The organism is Mesorhizobium sp. LNJC391B00, assembly GCF_000502535.1.
GTDB lineage: Bacteria > Pseudomonadota > Alphaproteobacteria > Rhizobiales > Rhizobiaceae > Mesorhizobium.
In genome coordinates this window covers 384,656-408,463 of record NZ_AYWI01000006.1, presented here as the reverse complement: position 1 = coordinate 408,463, position 23,808 = coordinate 384,656, and the positions used below count along the sequence as shown (strand labels likewise).

General features: G+C 64.7%; 18 protein-coding genes and 3 pseudogenes. 15 read left to right on the top strand and 6 right to left on the bottom strand.

From position 1 onward, the window contains the following. The first annotated feature begins 29 nt into the window (after positions 1 to 29). Positions 30 to 659, top strand: a complete 630-nt coding sequence (locus tag X750_RS147795) for a glutathione S-transferase family protein (protein WP_023709493.1) — start codon at positions 30 to 32, stop codon at positions 657 to 659. 149 nt (positions 660 to 808) lie between these two features. Further along, on the top strand, positions 809 to 1,042 hold the full coding sequence (locus tag X750_RS147800; RefSeq protein ID WP_081731260.1) for a hypothetical protein: 234 nt from the start codon (positions 809 to 811) through the stop codon (positions 1,040 to 1,042). Positions 1,043 to 1,108: 66 nt separating this feature from the next. On the opposite strand, the gene X750_RS147805 is transcribed toward X750_RS147800, so the two are convergent. The 6 genes and pseudogenes from X750_RS147805 to X750_RS1000000165880 all read right to left on the bottom strand — a co-directional run bounded on the left by X750_RS147805 (position 1,109) and on the right by X750_RS1000000165880 (position 7,151). After that, complete coding sequence (locus X750_RS147805) at positions 1,109 to 1,606, bottom strand: N-acetyltransferase (RefSeq protein WP_023705110.1); 498 nt, start codon at positions 1,604 to 1,606, stop codon at positions 1,109 to 1,111. A 10-nt stretch (positions 1,607 to 1,616) separates the two neighbouring features. Next, positions 1,617 to 2,709, bottom strand: a pseudogene (locus tag X750_RS01000000163115) (ABC transporter permease). Next, positions 2,706 to 4,277, bottom strand: a complete 1,572-nt coding sequence (locus X750_RS147810) for a sugar ABC transporter ATP-binding protein (RefSeq protein ID WP_023708718.1) — start codon at positions 4,275 to 4,277, stop codon at positions 2,706 to 2,708. Before X750_RS147810 ends, X750_RS01000000163115 begins: the two are co-directional and overlap by 4 nt. Positions 4,278 to 4,508: 231 nt before the next feature. Continuing rightward, positions 4,509 to 5,456 (bottom strand): substrate-binding domain-containing protein, encoded by a 948-nt coding sequence (locus tag X750_RS147815; protein ID WP_023673481.1) that lies wholly within the window; start codon positions 5,454 to 5,456, stop codon positions 4,509 to 4,511. A 334-nt stretch (positions 5,457 to 5,790) separates the two neighbouring features. Then, positions 5,791 to 6,797: pseudogene (locus X750_RS01000000163110) on the bottom strand (aldo/keto reductase). A gap of 27 nt (positions 6,798 to 6,824) precedes the next feature. Next, positions 6,825 to 7,151 (bottom strand): hypothetical protein, encoded by a 327-nt coding sequence (locus X750_RS1000000165880; protein ID WP_155923792.1) that lies wholly within the window; start codon positions 7,149 to 7,151, stop codon positions 6,825 to 6,827. A gap of 45 nt (positions 7,152 to 7,196) precedes the next feature. Here X750_RS1000000165880 and X750_RS147820 point away from each other — a divergent pair, with 45 nt between their 5' ends. From X750_RS147820 to X750_RS147875, 13 genes and pseudogenes are all read left to right on the top strand, one after another. Then, positions 7,197 to 7,421, top strand: a complete 225-nt coding sequence (locus X750_RS147820) for a hypothetical protein (RefSeq protein WP_023699154.1) — start codon at positions 7,197 to 7,199, stop codon at positions 7,419 to 7,421. Between the two features lie 116 nt (positions 7,422 to 7,537). Then, positions 7,538 to 10,024, top strand: a complete 2,487-nt coding sequence (gene ligD / locus X750_RS147825; RefSeq protein WP_023747817.1) for a DNA ligase D — start codon at positions 7,538 to 7,540, stop codon at positions 10,022 to 10,024. A 271-nt stretch (positions 10,025 to 10,295) separates the two neighbouring features. Beyond that, the gene (locus X750_RS147830; protein ID WP_023685883.1) at positions 10,296 to 11,201 is read left to right on the top strand and encodes a Ku protein; all 906 of its coding nucleotides are present in this window, start codon (positions 10,296 to 10,298) and stop codon (positions 11,199 to 11,201) included. Continuing rightward, on the top strand, positions 11,198 to 12,319 hold the full coding sequence (locus tag X750_RS147835; protein WP_023747816.1) for a tetratricopeptide repeat protein: 1,122 nt from the start codon (positions 11,198 to 11,200) through the stop codon (positions 12,317 to 12,319). Before X750_RS147830 ends, X750_RS147835 begins: the two co-directional genes overlap by 4 nt. 207 nt (positions 12,320 to 12,526) lie before the next feature. After that, positions 12,527 to 13,171 carry an alpha/beta family hydrolase gene (locus X750_RS147840; protein WP_023747814.1) on the top strand — a complete coding sequence of 215 codons (645 nt, stop codon included), beginning with the start codon at positions 12,527 to 12,529 and terminating at the stop codon, positions 13,169 to 13,171. A gap of 7 nt (positions 13,172 to 13,178) precedes the next feature. Further along, on the top strand, positions 13,179 to 13,949 hold the full coding sequence (locus tag X750_RS147845; RefSeq protein WP_023747813.1) for an exodeoxyribonuclease III: 771 nt from the start codon (positions 13,179 to 13,181) through the stop codon (positions 13,947 to 13,949). 106 nt (positions 13,950 to 14,055) lie between these two features. Beyond that, complete coding sequence (locus X750_RS147850) at positions 14,056 to 15,666, top strand: WD40 repeat domain-containing protein (protein ID WP_023747812.1); 1,611 nt, start codon at positions 14,056 to 14,058, stop codon at positions 15,664 to 15,666. Between the two features lie 80 nt (positions 15,667 to 15,746). Beyond that, a complete protein-coding gene (locus X750_RS147855; RefSeq protein WP_156932413.1) occupies positions 15,747 to 17,777 on the top strand; it encodes an SEL1-like repeat protein in 2,031 nt (676 codons plus the stop codon). A gap of 99 nt (positions 17,778 to 17,876) precedes the next feature. Beyond that, a complete protein-coding gene (locus tag X750_RS147860) occupies positions 17,877 to 19,886 on the top strand; it encodes an amidase (protein WP_023747810.1) in 2,010 nt (669 codons plus the stop codon). Positions 19,887 to 19,965: 79 nt separating this feature from the next. Continuing rightward, positions 19,966 to 20,502, top strand: coding sequence for a cysteine hydrolase family protein (locus X750_RS147865; protein WP_023747809.1), 537 nt, complete (start codon positions 19,966 to 19,968; stop codon positions 20,500 to 20,502). A gap of 31 nt (positions 20,503 to 20,533) precedes the next feature. Beyond that, positions 20,534 to 20,997 (top strand): annotated as a pseudogene (locus tag X750_RS1000000164690) (GFA family protein). Between the two features lie 265 nt (positions 20,998 to 21,262). After that, positions 21,263 to 22,276 (top strand): LacI family DNA-binding transcriptional regulator, encoded by a 1,014-nt coding sequence (locus X750_RS147870; RefSeq protein WP_023747808.1) that lies wholly within the window; start codon positions 21,263 to 21,265, stop codon positions 22,274 to 22,276. Further along, a complete protein-coding gene (locus X750_RS147875; protein ID WP_023747807.1) occupies positions 22,273 to 23,790 on the top strand; it encodes a sugar ABC transporter ATP-binding protein in 1,518 nt (505 codons plus the stop codon). The genes X750_RS147870 and X750_RS147875 overlap by 4 nt, the downstream gene beginning before the upstream one ends. The last annotated feature ends 18 nt before the right edge of the window (positions 23,791 to 23,808 follow it).

Here is a 23,808-nt window from a genome sequence, read left to right as displayed (position 1 = left end):
CAGGCGTCGACCGCAGCGAAAGGACAGCCATGCTCACGCTTCATGATTATTTGCCGTCGCAAAACGGTTGGAAGGCGAGGGTCGTGCTCGGCCTGCTCAACATTCCCTATGAAAGCCGCCTGGTGTCGATTTTCGAGGGCGCGAGCCACACCGACGCTTTCCTGAAGCTCAACCCGGCCGGCGCCGTTCCTGTGCTCGAACTCGAGGATGGCCGTGCGATCGCCGAATCGAATGCGATCCTCATTTATCTCGCCGAAGGCACGCCCTTGCTGCCGGCGGATCGCTATGTCAGCGCCAAAATTATGCAATGGCTGTTCTTCGAACAGTACCATGTCGAGCCGGTCATCGGCTCCCTGCGCTTCTGGACGCTGGCCGGAAGGCTGGAGCGCCACCAGGCGATTGTTCCGGCCAAGCGCGAAGCCGGCGCCCGCACGCTGGCAGCGCTGGAGCGCAGCCTGAACGACACGCCCTTCCTTGTCGGCGACACGCTCACCATCGCCGACATTGCTGTCTATGCCTACGGCCACCGTGCCGAAGACTGTGGCTTTGCGCTGTCGGGTTATCCGGCGCTCCTCGCCTGGACGGACCGGGTGCGCGACGCCATCGGTCCCGGCTATCCCGTGCATCTCTACAGCATCGATCCGCACTCGGCTGCTTGACGGCAAAAGGCGCGCGCGTTCACCTTGCTTAGTCGAAAAGAAGACCCAGATTCTGCTTTGTCGGCGGTTTTTTCTCGCAATCCGTTGGCTGGATGGCCGGGTCTCGGCGTCATCTCGACGACCGGCCGGCACTTAGCATGGAGGTGACCATGACACGCAACGACATCATTTCGGTGTTGGGGCCGGTAGACGAGGCGGTCATAGCCGACATCGCGCTGACCGGCGCCACCCTTGAAGAACTGCGCGAGGCGTTCGCTTGGCTCGGTGCCGACGAGGCGCTGGTCAACGAGGGTCGCCCCTTGCCGGGAACGAAGGTGGCGCGGCTGATCGAAATTCTCGATATGCCGGACGACGAGGACGGCCGGCAAGCGGCGTCGCAGTAGGCCGTAGGCGTAGGGTATCGGTCTGCGCCACCTTATTCCCTATTCCCTACGGCCTATTCCCTTCCCTTACGCCCTCGACAGCAGCCGGCGCATGATCAGCGAGGCGTGGCCGCCAACGCCGTGCGCGGCCGTGTGGCGCTCGACCACTTCGAAACCGTGCTTGCGATAGAAGGCGATCGCCCGGTCGTTGCCCTCGATCACTTCCAGCGCAATGCTGGGGATGCCGGCATGCGCGACAAGCACCGCGTGCAGCAGGTCGGTGGCGAGCCCGCTGCCGAACTCTGTCTTGTCGATGTGCAGCCGGTCGAGCAGGACATCGCCACGGTCGTCCATCGCCGCCATCGCGTAGCCGGCGATCGAACCGTCCGGCCGTTCGGCCACGAACGACATCTTGTTGTCGTCCCCAAGTTCCTCGGCCAGCCGCTCGGGCGCATGCTTGTCGTCCGAGAGGCGTGCAGTGGTCTCGGGTCCGAGGATCGCCGAATAGGTGCGCCGCCAAGACTCTCCCAGCAGCCGCGATACCGACGCTACATCGTTCTCTGTCATCGCCCTGATCTGAACCATGGCCGATCCCTTACCGCCTTACCCGCGACTTCAGCCAACGATCGAAGGCCACGGCCAGGATCAGGATCAGGCCGATGACGATGCTTTGTGTGTAGGACGAGACATTGTTGAACTGCAGCCCGTTTTGCAGCACGCCGATCAGCGCTGCGCCCACCACCGTGCCGCCGACCGAGCCGATGCCGCCGAATAGCGAGGTACCGCCGATGACCACGGCGGAAATCACCGTAAGTTCGTAGCCGATGCCGGCTACGGCTTCGGAGGAGTTGAGCCGTGCTGACAAAACGAAGGCCGCCAGCCCGGCGAAGAAGCCGACGATGACATAGACCGAGATCAGAATGCGGTCGACGCGCAGGCCCGACAGGCGTGCGGCCTCGGCATTGCCGCCGACGGCATAGACGGCACGGCCATAGCGCGTATAGCGCAGCACGATGTGGCACAGGATGGCNCTCGGCATTGCCGCCGACGGCATAGACGGCACGGCCATAGCGCGTATAGCGCAGCACGATGTGGCACAGGATGGCGGCCGCCGCGAAGATGATCGCGGGCACCGGCACCGGTCCGATGAGCCCGGTGCCGAACCAGCGCATCGAGGCGTCGAAACCGGAGATCGGTCCGCCATTGGAGATGGTCAGCGTCAGGCCGCGAAACACTGTGAGACCACCCAGCGTGACGACGAAGGGCGGCACTTTCAGCCTGGTGATGGCAAAGCCCTGGACGCCGCCGGCCAGCGCCCCGACGATGACGGCGGCAAGCAAGGCGGCGAACCAGCCATATCCTTGCGTGCCCGTGGTCGACAGCGACAGCGTGTTGGCGGTGCCGCCCTTGGCCACCACCGCCGCCACCATGCCGCAGAAGGCGAGCAGCGAGCCGACCGACAGGTCGATGCCGGCAGTGAGGATGACGAAGGTCATGCCAAGCGCGATCAGCCCGGTGATCGAGATCTGCCTCAAAATGTTGAACAGGTTGATTGGATCGATGAAGCTCGGCTTCAGCACGGTGAAGATGACGATCAACACCGCCAGGAACATCAGCGGCCCAAAACTCATCAGAAGCCGCGCGATGTTGATGCCGCTGCGCTGGGTCTGTTCGGTGGTGCTGGTCATTGGATTGCGTCCTGCTTGCGGTCGAGCGCCATCAGTTCCATCAGTTTTTCCTCGGTCGCTTCGATGCCCGGCATTTCGCCGGTGATACGGCCGCGCCGCATGGTGACGATGCGATCCGACACCGCCAGCACTTCCGGCAGTTCCGACGAGATCATCATGATGGCGATGCCGCGCGCAGCCAACTGGACCAGGATCTGGTGCACTTCGGCCTTGGCGCCGACATCGACGCCGCGCGTCGGCTCGTCGACGATCAGTACTTTCGGGTCGCGCGCCAGCCAGCGGGCCAGGATCACCTTTTGCTGATTGCCGCCGGACAGGCCCTCGATCGCCTGGTCGGGCGAGGCCATGCGGATCGACAGTGCTTTGCGATAGCCGGCCAGCGCCTCGCGCTCGCGCCGTTCGGCCATGAAGCCGGCGCCATTGCTGTAGCGGCCGAGCGAGGCGATCGAGAAATTGTTGAGAATGCCCAGTGCTGCAAAGATCGCCTGGTGCTTGCGGTCTTCCGGCACCAGCCCGATGCCGAGTTTGATGGCGTCTGCGGGGGAGGCCGGGGCGATCGGCTTGCCGTCCAGCGTGATGTTACCCGCCGCGATGCGGTCGGCGCCGAAAATGGCGCGGGCAAGCTCGGTGCGGCCGGAACCGACGAGACCGGCAACGCCGAGGATTTCGCCGGCCTTCAGATCGAGGTCGACGCCTTCGAGCACGATGGCGTGCGGCGCCAGCGGATCGCGCACCGTTCGCAAGCCTCGCACCGAGAGCCGGACCTCGCCGGCGACGTCGCGCTGCGTCGGCCGCGCGTAGAGTTCGGAGGCGGCGCGGCCGACCATCTTCTCGATGATCTTCGGGATCTGGATCGGCTGGCCGTCACGGTCGAGATGACCGGCCAGCCTGCCGTCGCGCAACACCGTCATCCGGTCGCAGATCGCCGACGCTTCTTCCAGCCGATGGGTGACGAACATGATGGCGACACCGTCCTTGCGCAGCCTGTCCATGATCGACATCAGTTTCTGCACCTCGGTCTCGGTTAGCGCCGAGGTCGGCTCGTCCATGATGATCAGGCGGCTTTCCAGCGACAGAGCGCGGGCGATTTCGACCAGCTGCTGTTCGGCTACCGACAGCGAGGACACCGGCGTCGCCGGATCGATGTCGAGACCGACGCGGGCGATGATCGCGCGCGAGGCGTCCTCCATCCTGCGCCAGCTGACCAGCCCGAGCGGCCCGAGCGGCGCGCGGCCGATGAAAATGTTTTCCGCAACCGTCAGCGTCGGGATCAGGCTCAGTTCCTGATAGATGGTGACGATCCCATGCCGCTTCGCATCCTGCGGACTGGACGGCGCGTAGTCGGCGCGGTCGAAGACGATGCGGCCGCTTGACGGCGGCATCACGCCGGACAGGATTTTCAACAGCGTCGACTTGCCGGCGCCGTTCTCGCCGAGCAGGCCAAGGATCTCACTGGGCCGCACCTCGAGCGAAACGTCGCTGAGCGCGGTGACGCCGGAAAAATGCTTGGTCACGCCTTCGACGGAAAGGAGCGGGGGCGATGATGCGGTGGGCTCAACGGCGGACAAGCATTGCTCCCGGATTGCGATAGGCAGGGGGACAGCGCCCCCCTCTGTTCTGCCGGACATCTCCCCCACACGGGGGGAGATCAGCAGTTTTGCCGGCAGCACTTTTTTTACAACGTTGGCGATTGGCGAAAACAGACGTGACGGCCAATCTCCCCCCAAGTGGGGGAGATGTCCGGCAGGACAGAGGGGGGCGCGACAGAGCGCGACCTCCACCCGTCATGGGCCTTACTCTCACTTCGTCTCGTTCAACCTCTCCGCCTTGTCGAGATTATCCTTGCCGATGACGATCGGCGTCAACAGCACCAGCTTCTCCTTCGGCTCGGTCTTGTCCCTGGCAAAGGCGACCGCGATCTGCACCGCCTTGCGCGACTGTTCGCCGGGGAACTGCTCGACCGTGCCGGCGAGCTTGCCGTCGCGCACGGCGACCAGCGCTTCCGGCAGCGCGTCGAAGCCGTAGATCTTGACGTCGGTGAAGTTGCGCGCGGCACAGGCTTCGAGCGCGCCGAGCGCCATGTCGTCATTGGCGCAGATGATGGCGTCCGGCTTGCCGTTGGCGGCAAGCCCGGCCTCGGTCACCGACAGCGCTTCGGCGCGGGCGAAATTAGCGGTCTGCTCGAAGATGATCTGGTACTTGTCCTTGAGCGGATCGAGCACATTGTGGACGCCTTTGTTGCGGTCGATCGCGGGCCCGGCACCCGGCTGGCCCTGCAAATGGAACAGCTTGGCGCCGTTGGGGAACGCCGCCACCATGGCCTGCGCCTCGGCCTCGCCGCCCTTGACATTGTCGGCGCCGACATGGGCCAGAATGCCCTCGACGCCGTCAACGCGGCGGTCGATAGTGACCACGGGAACCCCGGCCTTGACCGCTTCCTCGATCGCCGGCGCCAGCGCGTTGACGTCAAGCGGCGAAATCACGATGGCGTTGACCTTCTGCACAAGTGCGGCCTCGATGTCGGCGGTCTGCTTCGGCGCCGAGTTCTGGCCGTCGCTCTCGGTCAGATTGACGCCTTGCGCCTGCGCCTCCGCCTTGATCTCGTTCAGCATGTGCACAAAGAACGGAAAGCCGAGATTGGGCACCGAGCCCAATATGGTCAATTTGTCGGCGGCAAAGGCCATGGGCGCGGCCAGCGCCATGGCGCCGGTCGCCACGGTCGACAACAGGAATTCGCGTCTGTTCATCAGATATCCTCCACATGAACGCAGGAGCCCGAAACCGGGAGCGGCTCGGGACGGTCCTTGCGTCAATTCAAAAATGGAGTGTCCTGTGAACGCCCCGAGGGGACGCGAGGCGCTCCAGCCGGTCCGCCGCAACGTTCTCCTCCGCACGGCGCCGACCCGAGGATGCTAGCCAAGGAAAATCGATTACGCAAGGTGAGGCGAGGGGCTGAAACTGCTAATCTCCCCCCTTGTGGGGGAGATGTCCGGCAGGACAGAGGGGGGCGCTGTCCCGCCNCCCCCTCTGCCTTGCCAGGCATCTCCCCCACGAGGGGGGAGATTGGCAGCTTAGACGCCTCTACCGATCGATCGTCGTCATCACCCGCTCATTGTAGCGCGGCCCTGAGACCTTGCCCGGCGCAAGGGCTGCATCGAGCGCAGCTATCTCGGCCGCTCGAGCGTGATCGCGGCCGCAGCAACATTTTCTTCGAGATACTTGCGCCGCTTTGTCCCCGGGATCGGCACGATGTCAATGCCGAAACCGTCGCCCTTGCCGAGCACCCAGGCCAGCGCGATCTGTGCGGGCTTTGCCCCTTTGGCCGCGGCCACCTCCTGCACCGCAGCCGCAGCCGCGACATTAGCGTCGTAGTTGGCGCCCTGGTAGCGGGGGTCGCCGCGGCGGAAATCGCCTTCCGGATAATCCTCGGCGCGCTTGACGTCGCCGGCGAGGAAACCGCGGCCGAGCGGCGCGAACGGCACCAGGCCGATGCCGAGCTTTTTGAGCAGCGGGATGATCTCCGGCTCCAGATTGCGCTCCCAAAGCGAATACTCGCTCTGCAGCGCCGAGACAGGGTGCACGGCATGCGCACGGCCGATATTCGCCGCGCCCGCTTCCGACAGGCCGAAGAAGCGCACCTTGCCCTCGGCAACCAGCCGGCCGACCATGCCGGCGACGTCTTCCATCGGCACCGCCGGATCGACGCGATGCTGGTAGTAAAGGTCGATATGGTCGGTGCCGAGCCGCTTCAGCGAGCCCTCCAGCGCCTCGCGGATATGGTCGGGCCGGCTGTCACGCTCCGTGCCGACCTGTCTGCCGTTTTCGATGCGGAAGCCGAATTTGGTGGCAAGGGTCACCTCATCGCGCCGGCCCTTCAGCGCCCGCCCGAGCAGTTCTTCATTGGCATAGGCGCCGTAGACTTCCGCCGTGTCGAGGAAGGTACAGCCGAGTTCGATGGCTCGGTGCAGGGTGGCGATCGATTCCGCCTCGTCGGCAGGGCCGTAGGACTGGCTCATGCCCATGCAGCCGAGGCCGATCACCGAGACCTGCAGCCCCTGGCTGCCAAGTTTGCGGGTGCTGAGGGTCATTGCCGTTCTCCTTGGGGCTGAGGAAAACTATAGCGGCCGCTCCTCCAGTTTCCATAGCTGTTCGGCGGAAGAACAGCGCTTCCCTTGACAAAACCCAGCCGCAAGCGCCTTTGCCGGCGGCCATTGGGGGCCATGGGGATACCAATGAAGAAGATCTACGAGAAGCCGACGCTGAACCGGCGTCAGCAGCTCTCGCGCGTCACCGCGCTCATAATTCCTTCGGACCACTAACCGAATATTGTCGTCGCCATTGCAAAGCCCACTGCCGAGGCTCAGCGGTTTTTTGCTGCCGTCGGATCGTAGCGCTGCCAGAAGCAGGCGGTCAAAATTGACAGAGCAGCCGATCTCCAGCATCCTTATGCCGCCGCCATGTCTTGCGGTCTTGTGTATGAGTGAGCCATGGCCAGTTCCGTCACCAGCCAGAATTCCAAGCGCGCCGCGGTGCGCAAGGCGCTCGACCGCCACAAGGTCTACGTCACCGCGCAAAGCTTTTCCGGCGGCGTCTACTCGGCCCGCGTGCTGGTCGACGGCGAGGCCTACTGGGTCGACGAGTTCCGGCTGAGCCAGCTCCAGCAAGGGCTGTCCCCGGCCGAGCTAGACCTGACGCCGGCCACCGACGATTGAGTGTGAACGCCGTTCCTTCGCACCGCGCTGGGAAATTTGAAGTGTTGGCGGGACAGCACTGTGCAGGAACGCGGCGCAGGGAAGGTTCGTCCGCCGCCGCCGCTCCCGCCTGACCCATGCCAACCCCGCCAAAACTCAAGGCCTATCGCGCCAAGCGCGAATTTACGAAGACGCCGGAACCGGATGGCGGGCTCATTTCAGGCGACGGCAACCGCTTCGTCGTCCACAAGCATCACGCCACCGCCGACCATTACGATTTGCGCCTGCAGGTCGGCGGCGTGCTGAAAAGCTGGGCGGTGCCGCGCGGGCCCTCGCTCAACCCGGCCGATAAGCGGCTTGCAGTCGAGACCGAGGACCATCCGCTCGAATATATCGACTTCGAGGGCGTCATTCCCGAAGGCGAATATGGCGGCGGGCCGATGATCGTCTGGGACACCGGCACCTGGGCACCGATGGACGATGTCGACAAGAGCCTGCGCACTGGCGCCTTCAAGTTCCGGCTGGCCGGCGACAAGTTGAATGGCGGCTGGATGCTGACCCGTCTGAAGCCCAAGCCCGGCGAAGACAGCGAGAAGAAAAACTGGCTGCTGTTCAAGGAGCGCGATCTCGCCGCCGATACCGGCCTCGACATCCTGGAAGCGCGGCCGGAAAGCGTGAAGTCCGGCAAGCGGATCGAGGAGCTGGTGGCGCCGCCGAAAAAGCCGGCGCGGCTGCCGCCAAAACCCGGCGCGCTGAAACCCGGTGCACTGCCCGGCGCGATCAGGGGCGATCCGCCGTCGCGCATCGAGCCGCAGCTCGCCACGCAGGTGCCGAAGCCACCGGGTGGGCCAGTGGAAGACACAGGTGAACTCTGGTTGCACGAAATAAAATTCGACGGCTACCGTACCATGGCGCATATCGCCGATGGCGAGGTCAGGCTGATCACCCGCGGCGGCATCGACTGGACGAGGCGTTACGGCGACCTGCCGCAGGCATTCGCCCGGCTGCCCCTCAGCCAGGCGATCATCGACGGCGAGATCATGGTGCTGGACGAGAAGGGCATCTCGCGTTTCGCGCTGCTGCAGGATGCGCTGTCGGCGGGTGCGGGCAGCAAGCTCCATTTCTATGCCTTCGACCTGCTGCATCTCGACGGCTGGGACCTCCGCAAGGCGCCGCTCGCAAACCGCAAGGCCCTGCTCGCCGAACTGCTAGCCGGGCAGGGCGCTAACTCCGCCATCCAGCTGAGCGACCATGTCGAAGGCGACGGGCAGGGGCTTTACGATCAGGCCTCGATCCTTGGGCTGGAAGGCGTCGTCTCCAAGCGCGCCAACGCCATCTACCAGAGCGGCCGCACCAAGACCTGGACCAAGGTCAAGGCGCTGGAGACCGGCGATTTCATCATCGCCGGCTACACCGTTTCCGGCGCGGCCGAAGGACTGGCGGCACTCGGCATGGCTGAATTCGCGGATGGCGAACTGCACTATCGCGGCAAGGTTGGCACCGGCTTCGATGCCGCTACGGCGGGCGACTTGCTGACCCGGCTGCAGCCGCTGCGCGACGGCGCGACAGCCCCCGAGGGTGTGCCGCGCGAGATCATGCGCGAGATGAAATGGGTGCGGCCGATGCTGTCGGCCCGCATCCACTACGCCAACCGCACGGCCGACAATTCGCTGCGCCACGGTGTGTTTCGCGGCCTCAGGGATGTCGGCCTGTCGACGCCGGTGTCGCCGAAGCGCAAGCGGCTGATCGCCGAAGCCGATCTCGCCACCATATGGGTGACCAATCCGGAGCGGCGGCTGTTCGGCAAGACCGGGCCGACCAAACTCGACATCGCCGTCTACTACGCGCTGGTCGGCGATTTCATGCTGCCGCACATTATGGGCCGCCCGGTGTCGCTGGTGCGCTGCCCGACGGGCCTGCCGAAGGACTGTTTCTTCCAGCGCCACGCCTTCACCGGCATGCCGCCCTCTGTGGTCACTTTTGATGCCACCAACTCCGAAGGTGAAACCAAATCCTATCTGTCGGTCGAGGGAGCAAAAGGCTATCTGGCGCTGGCGCAGTTCGGGGTCGTCGAGTTCCACACCTGGGGCACCCACCGCACCAGCCTCGACAAGCCCGACCAGATCGTCTTCGACCTCGACCCGGGCGAGGGCGTCGCCTGGCGCGAAGTGGTCGAAGCCGCCGTCCACATCAAGGGCGAGCTGGAACGGCTCGGCCTGGTGCCGTTCGCCAAGACATCAGGCGGCAGCGGCATCCACATCACGGTGCCGGTGACGCAAAAGCAGAACTGGAAAAAGCTGCACCAGGCGACCAGCGCCATCTCCACGCTTCTGGCGGCCACCGCGCCCGACACTTTCACCACCACAATGGGCAAGGAAAACCGCAAGCGCCGCATCTTCATCGACTATCACCGCAACGCCCGCGGCCACACCTCCGCGGCGCCTTATTCGCTGCGCGCCCGCACCAACCTGCCGGCGTCGACGCCGGTGAGCTGGAGCGACCTTGAGACGATCGATGCGCCGCAGGATCTGAACTATTCCTCGCTGCCGGGGTTGTTGGCGACCTCGGGCGACCCCTGGGCGGACATGGAGGATTTCGCGAGGGATTTGCCGGCCTTCAAATAAGGTTTTTCTCCCCATTTCATGGGGGCGAGGAACCCAAGTCCATCGACGCTTCGGACAATTTGAATTATTCTCGGCCTTGGACCTTCAGGGCGACTGGAAGATTTCGCTAGGGATTTGCCTGTATCGTGCCCGGTCGGTGTAGGATTTCCGCAGCACCATTCGTCCTTTGGACGAAGCGCTGCAGTAAGCATGATCCCGAAAAGTGGCAACCGGTTTTCGGTAAGATCATGCTCAGTCTAAATGTCAGTGCGTGGCCGCGTAGGAGAGTATCATGGCGCCCAGGGCAAGTTGGAAAGGTTACCTCAAGCTCAGCCTCGTCAGCTGTCCGGTCCGGCTCTATCCGGCAACGACGACCAGCGAGCGCATATCGTTCAACCAATTGCACAAGAAGACCCACAACCGCATCAACATGAAGCCGGTCGACCCTGAACTCGGCCTCGTCGAGCGCGCGGACCTGGTCAAGGGTTACGAATACGAGGACAAGCAGTACATCATCATCGATGAGGCCGACCTCGAAGCAGTGCGTATCGAATCCAACCACACGATGAACATCGAGGCCTTCGTCGACGAAGACGAGGTCGACGTCATCTATCAGGATGCGCCGTATTACATGGCCCCGGATGGCGCCATGGCGGAGGAAACTTTTGCCGTGCTGCGCGAAGCCATGCGCAAATCCGGCAAGCTGGCCATTGCCCGCCTTGTCCTGTCCAGCCGCGAGCGCGTGGTGACGATCGGCGCGCGCGAGAACGGCATGTTCGTCTGCACCTTGAGGAACCCGAACGAAGTGCGCGGCACGGCTGAATATTTCGGCAACATCCCGGCCGGCAAGCCGGATCCCGAAATGCTGCAATTGGCCGAAGCGCTGATCAAGCAGAAGGAAACCACCTTCGATCCGAAGAATTATGAGGACCGCTACGAGATCGCGCTGATGACGATGATCCGCGAGAAACTGAAGGGCCATAAGCCGATCATTGCGGCGGCGCCCGAGCGTGGCAATGTCATCAACCTCATGGACGCGTTGAAGGCGAGCCTGTCGCAATCAGCCAAGCCGCCGGCCAAGTCGAAGAGCAAGGCCGACGACGCTGAAAAACCTGCCGCCAAGGGTAAGGCGGGTGCGGCCAAGGAAAACCCGTTGAAGGCCAATCTGCTCAAGGCCGTCGGCAAGAGCAAGGGGTGACGGCGCCGACCGGTATAATCCCGGGCGCCGTCTTCGGCGCCATCGGCGCGCTGGCGGCATTTCCGCTGCGGCTTGCCGCGCGCGAGGTCGAGCGCCGGCACGGCCAATTGCGGCGCGGCGTTACCCGACGCACGACGCATGTCGTGTTCGGGCGCACGCTGCTTGCCAAGGCCGGCTTGGCGAAAGCCGGTGATGCCGAGATCGAACGCCGCGTCGCGGCCGAGCGCGCCGCGGGCCGCACGCTCCTTAGCGAAAATGGCTTCCTGCGCCTGCTCGGTCTGATGAAGGCGCCGGAGGCGTCTTCGCTATCCAGGCAGTCGCTCGTCGACCAGTCAAAACTGTCGGGCGCCGATCTCGACCTGCTCAGCCTCTTCGACGCCTTCGAGCATGATGGCGAACCCTACTCGTTCCGCGATCTGATCCTTGCTCGCAAATATGCCGGGCTGGTCGCCGGCGGCGCATCCTGGGGCGCGATCGCGCGCTCCGTGCATCGCTCCGGTCCGGTCGCCTCGCTCACCGCCAAATCGCTCAATGTCGGCTCGCAGCATGGGAGGCCCGATGCGATCTATCTCGAAGGCGGCCAGAGCGAACTCGACGGCCAGCTGCTGTTCGATCTCGGCAGTGCAGCCGGCGACGACACGCTGGAGGACTTGTTCGCCGAGGCTGAAAGCGCGGAGGAACAGGGCGACCACGAAGAGGCGGCCGCTCTTTACCAGCGCTGCCTAACCATTGATCCGAGCGACGCCATCGCCGCCTTCAACCGCGCCAACTGCCTGCGCGGCGCCGGCCGTGTCAGTGAGGCCGCGCACGACTATGCCCGCGCGATCAAGCTCGATCCCGCCTTCGTCGAGGCCTGGTTCAATCTCGCCGGCCTGATGAGTGAGCAGGGCAGGGTGCCTTCGGCGCGCCGCCATCTGCAAAAAGCGATCACGCTCGACAGGACTTATGCCGATCCGGTGTTCAACCTCGCCCGACTGGAATTCGACGCCGGGAATCTACTTGAGGCCCGGCGGAACTGGATGCGCTATCTCGAACTTGATGCTGAGTCCGAGTGGGCGCGGATGGCGCAAAAGGGGATACAGTTCGTGGATCTGCAGACGGCGCGGACGGCGGGGTGAGATGTTGGCGCGCGAGCACCCCCCTCTGGCCTGCCGGCCATCTCCCCCTCAAGGGGAGAGATTGGGTGTCGCCATCGCTTTCGCCAATCACTATCGTCGCGAGGTCCGTGAGGCGCTGAAACTGCCAATCTCCACCCTTGAGGGGGAGATGTCCAGCAGGACAGAGGGGGGCGCGAAGGAACTCGGCCTTTACCGGCAGCGCACCCCATGACCACCTTCATCTTCGACGGCTATGACACAGCCCCCCTCACCATCCTGCTGGCGCATGGCGCCGGCGCGTCGATGGATTCTCCCTCGATGACCGCCACCGCCAAGGCGCTCGCCACCGCCGGCTTCCAGGTCGCGCGCTTCGAATTTCACTATATGGCGGCCCGCCGCTATGGCCAGCGCAAGCCGCCACCGCGCGCCGAGACGGTCAACCCGGAATACATCAAGGCCATCGCCGATCTGAGGGCGAGGGGCGTCGCTGGTCCGCTCATCATCGGCGGCAAGTCGATGGGCGGGCGCGTCGCCTCGATGGTCGCCGACGAGATGTTCGCCAAGGGCGAGATTTCGGGCCTCATCTGCCTCGGCTATCCCTTTCATCCGCCGGCCAAGCCCGAGCAACTCAGGACAAAACATCTCGCCGACCTCAAGACGCCGACGCTGATCTTCCAGGGCACCCGCGACGAGTTCGGCACGAAAGAAGAGGTCGCGACCTACGGCCTTTCCAAAGCCATTGAGGTGATCTGGCTGGAGGATGGCGACCACGACCTGAAGCCGCGCAAGAGCGTGTCGGGGTTTTCGACCGCCGATCATTTGAAGACGCTGGCCGGGACGGTGAAGGCGTGGACAGGGCGGATCGTTTCCTGATCGCCAAATGAAAATCGCCACCTTCAATATCAACAACATCAACAGCCGGCTGCAAAACCTGCTGGCGTGGCTGGCGGCAGCCAAGCCCGATGTCGTCTGCCTGCAGGAGCTGAAGGCCCGCGATACGCAGTTTCCGCGCACGGCGCTTGCGGCGGCCGGCTATGGCGCGGTGTGGAAGGGCGAACCGACCTGGAATGGCGTCGCCATACTCGCGCGCGGGTCCAAGCCGGTGCTGACCCGTGACGTCCTGCCCGGCGATACCGCCGACAAGCAGAGCCGCTACATCGAGGCGGCCGTGAACGGCATCGTCATCGCTTGTCTCTACGCGCCCAATGGCAACCCGCAGCCGGGCCCGAAATTCCAGTACAAGCTGGCCTGGCATGAAAGGCTGGAGGCGCATGCCGCAGAACTCTTCGACACCGGCCTGCCGGTGGCGCTGGTCGGCGACTACAACATCGTGCCCGAGCCGCGCGACATCTACGCCACCCGCTCCTATGACGACAACGCGCTGGTGCAGCCGGAAAGCCGGGCGTCGTTCCAGCGTCTGCTCGAGCAGGGCTGGACCGATGCGCTCCGCAAGAAGCATCCGAAGGAAACGCTCTACACATTCTGGGATTATCGCCGCAACCGCTGGCCGCGCGATGCCGGGCTGCGGCTCGACCACATCTTGCTGTCGAAGAAACTGGCGCGCCGCCTCACCGCTGCCGGCATCGACCGCGATGTCAGAGGTGAGGACGGCGCCAGCGACCACGCGCCGGTATGGGCCGAATTGAAGTAAATTTGGCTGCGTGATCGCGCCCACTTTCGTGGGCGCAGTTTTGCACTATTTGTTTCGCTGCGGCGGCCGCATGATGAGCAAGGTGCGGCACCGGAGGGGGAGTCCGATGGACAGGTTGGCCGAAAGGCTGTTTGCGCTTCCGCTGCTGGCGGCCGCTTTGGCTTGTCTGGTGCGGGCGTATCTGCTGCTCGGCGACAGAGATTTCAGCTGGAGCGGGATCGACCACATGCTGCACGGCCCAGCCACGCTGCGACCGGTGGTGTTCCTGACCGTCGGCGGGCTTTGCCTGCTTGGCGCCCTGTTGTTCTGGGCCGGACTGCTGCCGGGTCGGCGAAGCCAGCCTGCTGGAACGCCGCTTTTTGGCCGCGACGCCGAGATGGAATCCAAGGGTCGCCCGGGCTGGCGGCGCGCCTTCCTCATGTTGCCGGTGCTCGCCGTGTTGGCGCTGCTGGCCGACCACTTCCCTTGGGCGCGTGACGCCGGCCCGGGCGCTGAGGTGGCCGCCCCGAACGAACCCAAAGCCGAGCCGAAGGACCAGGGCATCGACGGTGTCCCGCCGGACCTGGCGACGCCACCGGCCCCGCCGAGTTCGCCGCAGGTCACCATGCCGCCCGAGCCAACTCCGCCGGTGCAGGCAGCCAAGCCGCCCGAGCCGGCGCAGCCTACGCCTCCGGCTGCTCCCCCTCGGCCGCCACAAGTCCCACTCGCTCCGGCGACACCGCCACCGGAGACTGCTCCACCGCCGGCTCCGGCGACACCGCCACCGCAAACCGTCGCGCCGTTGCCGCCGCCTCCGCCGGCGCTGCCGACCGAGCCCGACGGCCATCGCGACGCCGTCGTCTGGCTCGCCGTCTCGGCCGATGGCCGCGACATCATGAGCGCCAGCACCGACCATATGATCAAGCTCTGGGACATCGCCGGCAAGCGGCTGATCCGCAACCTTGGTGAACACAAGGACATGGCGCGCACGGCGCTGTTCATGCCCGACGGCGCAACCGCGCTGACCGCCGGCGACGATGGCGAGATCGTGCTGCGAAAGCTTGCCGACGGCGCGGTGCTGCATGTCTTCTCGTCGGGCGCGAATGGCGGCGTGCGTAAGCTGGCGATCAGCCCGGACGGCAAGCGCGCCGTCAGTGGCCACGACACCGGCAACGTCATCGTCTGGGATCTCGTCAACAAATCGGTGCTGCATGTGATGACCGGACATGACTGGCCGATCAGCACGGTCGCAATCTCGCCCGACGGCACGCGCGCGCTGAGCGGCTCCATCGACGGCACGCTGAAATTCTGGGACGTCGAAAGCGGCAAGCAATTGCGAAGCTGGCACGGCCACGAGCAGGGCACCTACGGCGCCGTCTTCACCGCCGACGGCCATCATGTCGTCACCGGCAGCGGCGACTACACGATCAAGCTCTGGGACCTCGACACGTTTAGGGAATTGCGCCGCTTCGAGGGCCACGAAGGCACCGTCTATACGCTGGCGCTGTCGGCCGACGGCAAGCGCCTGGCCTCCGGCTCGCTCGACGGCACGGCGCGGCTGTGGGATCTCGGCACCGGCGGCCAGACCGCCATGTTCGACAGCCGCACCGGCCCGATCTACGCCGTTGCCTTCGCCACCGACGGCACACTGGTCACCGGCGGCGACGATCGCACCATCAGGGATTGGCCGGCGGCTGGCGGCGATGGCGAAATCCTGTTCGCCGGCGCACCGCAGTAGCGACATCAAATGCTTTGGATATTCCAGAACAGCCTGGCTTGCGCTATGGATTACTGGTGGCTGCAAATGGATTGGGGACGGTGAGCAACAACGACTGGGCGCCCAAAGTGGATACACCGGTCTACAGCCCGCCCAAGTCGCGTCGCCGAGGGGTCCTTACCGTCGTTCTGGTGTTGCTGGCGGCTTTTGTGCTGCTCGGTCCTGGCCGAAATTACTATGTGCAGTGGTCGGCGGCACAAAAGGGTGCAGCGGCTCTCCAGGCAAAGGATTATGCCGAGGTATTCCGTCAAATGAAGATCATGGCGGACGCTGGCAATGTTGACGCAAAAGGGCAGCTTGGTGCGCTGTACTGGCGCGGGGAGGGCGTGGCTCAGAACGACAGCCAGGCGGTGTATTGGTGGAAGAAATCCGCCGATGGCGGCAATGCGGAAGCCATAGCAGCACTGGGTCAGGCCTACCTTATGGGCAGGGGCGTTGAAAAGGACAGTCGGCTTGCCGAGAGTTTCTCACGAAAGGCCGCCGATAAAGACAACATGAATGGGCAGTACCAGCTCGGCGTGTTGTACTGGCAGGGCCAAGGGGTCGCGCAAAATTATGAGCAGGCGCTCTATTGGTGGCGCAAGGCGGCCGATCAGGGGAGCGGCGAGGCTGAATATTCTCTCGGCCAAGTCTATTTAAATGGCCAAGGGGTCGAAAGAAACGATCAACTGGCGTTGAAGTTTTCCAGGCAGTCAGCCGACAAGGGCAATACGAACGCTCAGTACGCCCTCGGCGTCCTGTATGCGCAGGGTCGGGGTGTTGCGCAAAGCTTCGAGCAGGCTGCCTCATGGTGGCGCAAGGCGGCTGACCAAGGAAGCCTGGAGGCCGCTTTCTGTCTCGGACGCGCCTACTATCTTACCCAAGGCGTCAAGAAGGATGATCAAGCCGCCATAGTGTGGGTGAAAAAGGCAGCCGATCTGGGTGAGCCGAATGCCCAGGCTTTGCTGGGCACTTTGTACTCGCGGGGCCACGGCGTTGAGCAGGATGACCGCCTTGCGTTCGGGTGGTGGATGAAGGCCGCAACCACCGGTCTGACAGAAGCGCAATACGCGGTGGCGGCCGCTTATGGCCAGGGAAAAGGTACCCCTAGGGACGACGGCCAGGCGTTTGCGTGGATGAGCAAAGCCGCCAATCAGGCCTTTGTGTTCGCCCAGTCGAATCTGGGCGGATATTATTCGATGGGCCAAGGCGTCGAGAAGAGCGCCGAGCAGGCGGTCTATTGGTGGCGCAAGGCCGCGGAAGCGGGGAATGCCGAAGCCGGTGCCAATCTGGCCCGGGCGTATTCGCTCGGCGAAGGCGTGGGACGGGACGATGCGTTGGCCGCGACTTGGGCGCAAAAGGCGTCCGACGGGCGAAACGCCGACGCTCAATATCTGCTTGGTATCCTCTACAGCCAGGGCCGCGGCGTTGCGCAAGACAATGATCTGGCCTTCCGATGGTGGATGAAGGCTGCTGTCCAAGGCCACGTGGTAGCGCAGTATAATGTCGGGGTCGTGTATCGGGACGGGCAGGGCGTCGGGAAGGATGAAAGGCAGGCGTTCGAGTGGCTGAGCAAGGCTGCCGACAAGGACAATGACCTTGCGCAGTTCGCTCTCGGTGGACTGTATTGGGATGGTCTAGGAGTAACGAAGGACCCCGTTCAGGCGGCAAGGCTCTGGCGCAAAGCCGCCGACCAGAGCAATGCATTCGCGCAGAAAGCGCTCGGCACAGCCTATTCCGAGGGTGTTGGCGTTGCGCAAAGCAGTGCGGATGCGGCGGGCTGGTGGCTCAAGGCGGCGCGGCAGGGAAATGTCGATGCCCAGCTCGCCTTAGCGTATGCCTCGGCCAACGGCATGGGCATTGCCAGAGACGACAAGGCTGCCCAGTCCTGGTGGCTGGAAGCCGCAAAGGCCGGCAGCGTCGATGCCGAGTTCAGTCTGGGCTCGCTCTACTACCGCGGCGTCGATGGGAAACCAAACTACAAGGAAGCCGCCAAATGGTTCTTCAAGGCGGCAGGCCACGGCAGTTCCGGCGCCAAGACCTATCTCGACCTGATGAAGGAAAACGGCCAGCTCGACAGCAAGATGCTGTGAGCCGAGTGCATAAGCGTCGCCGTCACGCCTTCCGTTTGAGGCGTGACACTCGCATCGCACGATGCGAAGACTCATTTGCCGCTGCATCTCGAGAATCCCATGCCCAACCTCCACATCGTCGAAGCCTCGATTGCCGATCTGCGGCATGCCCTCGAAGACGGCACCGTCACCAGCGTCGAGCTGGTGGGCGCTTATCTCAGGCGCATCGCGCACTACGACCGCCATGGCATCGCGCTCAATGCCGTGCCGGTGCTTAACCCGGCAATGTTCGAGGAGGCGGCGGCGTCCGACCTGCGGCGGCGCAATGGCGCCACCCTCGGGCCCCTCGACGGCATCCCCTACACCGCCAAGGACAGCTATAAGGTGAAGGGCCTGACGGTGGCTGCTGGCTCGCCCGCCTTCGAGCATCTCGTCGCCAATGAGGACGCTTTCACCATTGCCAGGCTGAGGGCCGGTGGTGCTGTGCTGATCGGGCTGACCAACATGCCGCCAATGGCGAATGGCGGCATGCAGCGCGGCGTCTATGGCCGCGCCGAGAGCCCCTACAATGCCGACTATTTGACCGCCGCCTTCGCTTCCGGCTCGTCCAACGGCTCGGGCACGGCCACCGCCGCCAGCTTCGCCGCCTTCGGGCTGGGCGAGGAAACATGGTCTTCCGGCCGCGCGCCGGCGTCCAACAATGCACTTGTCGCCTACACGCCGTCGCGCGGCGTCATTTCAGTCAGGGGCAACTGGCCGCTGGTGCCGACCATGGATGTGGTGGTGCCGCACACCCGCGGCATTGCCGACATGCTGGAGTTGCTGGATGTGATCGTCGCCGACGATGCGGAGACGCGCGGCGATTTCTGGCGTGTGCAGCCTTGGGTGTCGATCGCGAAAAGCGCTGATCTCAGGCCGCCAAGCTACACTACACTCGCGTTGGAGGGCTCATTACAAGGCAAACGCCTCGGCGTGCCGAAAATGTATATCGGCAGGGATAGCGGCGCTGAACGCCCGATCGAGACCCGCGCCTCGGTGCTCGACCTCTGGCGGCAGGCAGCGCGTGACCTGGAAAAGCTCGGCGCGGAGGTGGTCGAGGTCGATTTCCCCGTCGTCTCGAACTATGAGCGCGACCGTCCGGGCACAAAAACCATGGTCGAACGCGGGCTGGTGCCGGAAGCCTTCGCCGAGCGCGAAATCTGGGATCTCTGCATCTGGGGCTGGGACGATTTCCTGCGCGCCAATGCCGATCCGGCGATCCCCGATCTGGCTGCGGTCGACGGCCCAAAGATTTTCCCGCAGCCGCCGGGCGCGCTGCCGGACCGCTATGGCGACGACGGTTTCGATCTGGCCGACTACGTCACGAGCGCCAAGCAGGGCGTGATGCCATTGCTGGACATTCCAGCGCTGGCGGAAGGTCTGAAGGGATTGGAGGCGACGCGGCGCATCGACTTCGAGGACTGGCTGGACGAGCACAGGCTCGACGCCGTCGTGCTGCCGGCGGTCGCCGATGTCGGGCCGGCCAGCGCCGACGTCAACCAGACCTCTGCAGAAATCGCCTGGCGCAACGGCACCTGGGTCGCCAATGGCAATCTGGTGTGGCGTCATCTCGGCATTCCGACCGTCACCGTGCCTATGGGAACGATGGCCGATATCGGCATGCCGGTCGGGCTGACCTTTGCGGGCAAGGCCTATGATGATGCGGAGTTGCTGCGGCTCGCCGGCGATTACGAGCGCGCCACCCAACGCCGCACCAGCCCGCCGCGCACGCCGGAATTGCCGGACGATGCGTTTGCGGGGCGGCCTGGTGGATTGCGGGCCAGCGATGCGCCGGCGCCGAGACTTACGCTTGTTGCCGAGACGACGCGGCGAGGAGACCAGGCCGAGATCGCCGTGACGGTTGAACTCGATGCGGAGACCGCTGGCGTCAAGGTTCACGTCAATGGCGAACCGGTCGCTCTGCGGCGCAGCGGCACAAGCTTTCACGGTCGCATCCTGGTGCCCGCCGGCGAGCACGAAAGAATGCACAGTGTGTGGCGAGGCGCTTACGGCTCGATCGTTACGGCCGTCATCCGGCTGGAGGATGGACGCACGGCTGGTGCTTACGTGGTCGCGGGTGGAATCGGGTGAGGTACATGTAATCTCCCCAAGGGGGAGATCAGCAGCTTCGCCGTCTTGACCCTCCCATCGCCCGCGTTATCTTCGCGCCATGCCAAACCTCGCTCCCCTCATCGTCATCGACCTCCAGACCAACATGTTCGACGGCCGCGTCGAGCCGCCGATCCACGATGCGCCTGGCATAGCCGAGCGTACCTGCTCGCTGATCGACTGGGCGCGGCGCGAGGGGCGCAAGGTTGCTTTCGTCAGGCATGACGGGCCGGCCGGCGATCCGCTGGCGCCCGGCGAGCCGGGTTGGCCGGTATGGCCGGAACTCGGCCAGGCCAAGGACGAGCCGACATTCTCCAAGACCGTCCGCAACGCCTTCTCGAATGCCGAGCTTGGCGCCTGGGTGGCCGGGCAAGGGGTCGGCGAAGTCGTGCTTGCCGGAGCGCAAACCGATTTCTGCATCGCCGGCACCGTTGAGGGCGCCCTGGCCGAAGGCTTCGGCGTCACTGTCGTTTCCGATGCGCACTCGACGCTGGACACTGAAGGCGAAACCGCGACCGAGATCATCGCCCGGTACAATGCGGACTTCACCGATGCCGGCGTCACGCTGGTGACGACGAAGGCGCTGACCGGCGACTGAAGCACCGCGCTTCGAAGAGTGGGAGACTGCCGTGCCAACCCTGAAATTGCCGGCCGAAGGCGGATGCCGCTGCGGACGTGTGCGGCTAAAGATTTCCGCAAAACCGCTTTTGACCATGGCTTGCCATTGCATCGGCTGCCAGCGCATGTCGGCCAGCGCCTATTCACTGAGCGCCGCCATTCCCTCGGACGGCTTCGAAATCATGCAAGGCGAGCCGGTGATCGGCGGGCTGCACGGCGCCTCGCGTCATTACTTCTGCCCTTATTGCATGAGCTGGATGTTCACGCGCCCCGAAGGGCTCGACTGGTTCGTCAATCTGCGCCCCACCATGCTTGACGAGCCGGCTGGTTCACGCCGTTCATCGAGACATGGACCAGCGAGAAACTGCCCTGGGCGACGACGCCGGCGGTGCATAGTTACGAGGCGCTGCCGGCCTTCGAGGCGTATGAGGGGCTGGTGGCGGAGTTCGGTGAAACCGCGAATCTCCCCCCTTGAGGGGGAGATGGCCGGCAGGCCAGAGGGGGTCGGTGCGACTGGGCTCGACGTCCTTGCTGCAGATGGAAGGTTGGCGCTTCACGCGCGGCGACCCCCTCTGTCGCCTTCGGCGACATCTCCCCCTCGAGGGGGGAGATAAGCCCCGCTAAAAATATGCATCGAATCGATTGCGCAAACGTTTCGATCACCCTAAGCTCCCTTGAAATCCGCCATCAGAGCGGACGGAAAACGCATAGGGAGGAGCGCTTGCAGGCGCTGATATGTCTTGCCGACAATGGCTGAAGTGGCGCGGCGCGCCGGCGTGTCGGTGTCGACCGTCTCGCATGTCGTCAACAACACGCGCTTCGTTTCGCTGGAAAAGGCGAGGCTGATCAACGACGCCATCGCCACGATGGGCTATCAGCCCAACGAGCTGGCGCGTTCGCTGAAGGCATCGACCACCAACAGCGTCGGCCTGGCCATCTCGGCGATCTCCAACCCTTATTTCACCGACATCATCTGCGCGGTCGAGGCCGAATGCGCGCGGCTCGGGCTGATGGTCTTCCTGTCGGACACCCAGGAAGATCCCGACCGCGAACTGCAGGTGGTGCGCGCTTTTCATCAGCGCCGCGTCGACGGCGTCATCCTGGCGCCCTCGGGCTCGCCGCAGCGGGCCATCGATTACCTCGCCGACAAGAAGATGCCATGCGTTCTGATCGACCGTTTCGCCGACCAGCGCTTCGATCAGATCGGCGTCGAGAACGAAACGTCGATGCGCGCGCTGATCGACCATGTCGCCTCCTTCGGCCACAAGCGCATCGGCTATATCGCCGGACAGCCCGGCCTGACGACGACGCGCGAGCGCATCGAGGCGTTCCAGGCTTCGCTCGCCGCCAATGGACTTGAGTGCGTGCCGCGCTATCTCTCGGCCGAGAATGTCGACACGGCGGCGGCGACCGCATCCACCCACGCCATCCTGTCGCTGCCGTCGCCACCAACCGCATTGGTCACCGGCAACAACATGACGACGATCGGAGCCGTCCGCGCCATCCGCGAAAAGGGCCTCAGCATTCCGGGCGATCTGTCGCTGGCCGGCTTCGACGATTTCGAATGGGCCGATTGTTTCGAACCGCGCCTGACGCTGGTTGCCCAGCCCTGCACCGAGATAGGCAGGCAGGCGGCAGCCCTGCTCAGCGCCCGCATCGCGGCGACCGGTTCAGAGCCACGTTCGGTGCGGCTGCAGGCGACGCTGCGGGCGCGCGCCTCCTGCGGGAGGCCGACCCACACGAGGCTAACATGAGCGCGCCGCTGCTGGTAATGACCGGCGCCGTCAAACGCTTCGGCGGCGTGCAGGCGCTGCGCGGTGTCGACTTCGATCTCAAGGCCGGCGAAATCCATGCGCTGCTCGGCGAAAACGGCGCCGGCAAGTCGACGCTGATGAACCTTTTGTCGGGCGTCTACACGCCGGACGAAGGCACCATCGAGATCGACGGCAAACCCGTGCGTTTCAACAACCCGCGTGAGGCGCAAGCGGCCGGCATCGCCACCATCTTCCAGGAGCTCGACCTGGTGCCGTCGCTGGATGTCGCGGCCAACCTGTTCCTCGGCCGCGAATTGATGCGTCCGGGCGGCTTCCTCGACGTGCCGGCAATGCGCCGCGAGGCCAAGAAGCGGCTGGAAGCCATCGAGATCGCCATCGATCCGTCCGCCATGGTGGCGGACCTGTCGATCGGCCAGCGCCAGGTGGTGGCGATCGTCAAGGCGCTGTCCTATGCCTCCCGCGTGCTGATCATGGACGAGCCGACGGCAGCACTTACCGTCGGCGAAGTCGAGCGGCTGTTCGACATCATGCGCAAGCTCGCCGCCACCGGCGTCGGCATCGTCTACATCTCGCACCGGCTGGAGGAAGTGCCCGGCATTGCCGACCGGGTGACGGTGATGCGCGACGGCCGCGTTGCTGGCATCACCGAGCCGCACGCGCCGCAGGCGGAGCTGGTGCGGCTGCTGGTCGGGCGTCCGCTCGACGAGCTCTATCCCCAACGCGCCAAAGCGGCGGGCAAGCCGCTGCTCAGCCTGAGGAACGCCAGCTTCAAACTCGCCCGCGACAGCGCCGGCTGGCAGGCGCCGCAAGGCGTTTCGCTCGATGTCCACGAAGGCGAGATCGTCGGCCTGGCCGGCATTATGGGGGCCGGGCGCACCGAACTGTTGTCCGCGCTCTACGGCACCGGCCTGTCCGGCCGCTGGGAGGGCGAGGTCGCCATTTCGGGCAAGCCGGTGAAACTGGATTCGATCAGTGCCGCCCGCCACGCCGGCATCGCCTTCGTCACCGACGATCGCAGGGGCTCGGGCCTGATGCTGCGCATGGCGGTCGGCCTCAATCTGGTGATGTCGGTCATATCCAGAATCTCGCCGAACTGGCTGGTCTCGCCGCGCCGCCAGGCCGAGGCGGTGAAGGAATCGTTCGGTCAGTTCGACATCCGGCCGAAGAACCCTGATATCGCCGTCGGCGCGCTGTCCGGCGGCAACCAGCAGAAGGTGGTGCTGGCGAAAGAGATCCTCGGCAATCCGCGCCTGTTGCTTCTCGACGAGCCGACACGCGGCGTCGATGTCGGCGCCAAGGGCGAGATCTACCAGCGGCTCAGGGCACTCGCCGCGCAGGGGCTGGGCATTCTGGTGGCGTCCAGCGAGATGCCGGAGCTGATCGGTCTGTGCGACCGCATCGTGGTGCTGCGCCAGGGGCGCAATGTGGCGGAATTCTTGGGCGGCGTCAACGAGCACACGGTGCTGGCCGCGGCTAACGGCAGGGAGGCCTGATGTCTCAGGACAACAATC

Bases quoted from the DNA above. Each gene is read 5' to 3' on its own strand.
- X750_RS147860 (WP_023747810.1), top strand. From the start codon at position 17,877: ATGCCCAACCTCCACATCGTCGAAGCCTCGATTGCCGATCTGCGGCAT.
- X750_RS1000000165880 (WP_155923792.1), bottom strand. From the start codon at position 7,151: ATGCTGGAGATCGGCTGCTCTGTCAATTTTGACCGCCTGCTTCTGGCA.
- X750_RS147850 (WP_023747812.1), top strand. From the start codon at position 14,056: ATGGACAGGTTGGCCGAAAGGCTGTTTGCGCTTCCGCTGCTGGCGGCC.
- X750_RS147795 (WP_023709493.1), top strand. From the start codon at position 30: ATGCTCACGCTTCATGATTATTTGCCGTCGCAAAACGGTTGGAAGGCG.
- X750_RS147865 (WP_023747809.1), top strand. From the start codon at position 19,966: ATGCCAAACCTCGCTCCCCTCATCGTCATCGACCTCCAGACCAACATG.
- X750_RS147820 (WP_023699154.1), top strand. From the start codon at position 7,197: ATGGCCAGTTCCGTCACCAGCCAGAATTCCAAGCGCGCCGCGGTGCGC.
- X750_RS147830 (WP_023685883.1), top strand. From the start codon at position 10,296: ATGGCGCCCAGGGCAAGTTGGAAAGGTTACCTCAAGCTCAGCCTCGTC.
- X750_RS147845 (WP_023747813.1), top strand. From the start codon at position 13,179: ATGAAAATCGCCACCTTCAATATCAACAACATCAACAGCCGGCTGCAA.
- X750_RS147800 (WP_081731260.1), top strand. From the start codon at position 809: ATGACACGCAACGACATCATTTCGGTGTTGGGGCCGGTAGACGAGGCG.
- X750_RS147815 (WP_023673481.1), bottom strand. From the start codon at position 5,456: ATGAACAGACGCGAATTCCTGTTGTCGACCGTGGCGACCGGCGCCATG.
- X750_RS147840 (WP_023747814.1), top strand. From the start codon at position 12,527: ATGACCACCTTCATCTTCGACGGCTATGACACAGCCCCCCTCACCATC.
- X750_RS147875 (WP_023747807.1), top strand. From the start codon at position 22,273: ATGAGCGCGCCGCTGCTGGTAATGACCGGCGCCGTCAAACGCTTCGGC.
- ligD (WP_023747817.1), top strand. From the start codon at position 7,538: ATGCCAACCCCGCCAAAACTCAAGGCCTATCGCGCCAAGCGCGAATTT.
- X750_RS147805 (WP_023705110.1), bottom strand. From the start codon at position 1,606: ATGGTTCAGATCAGGGCGATGACAGAGAACGATGTAGCGTCGGTATCG.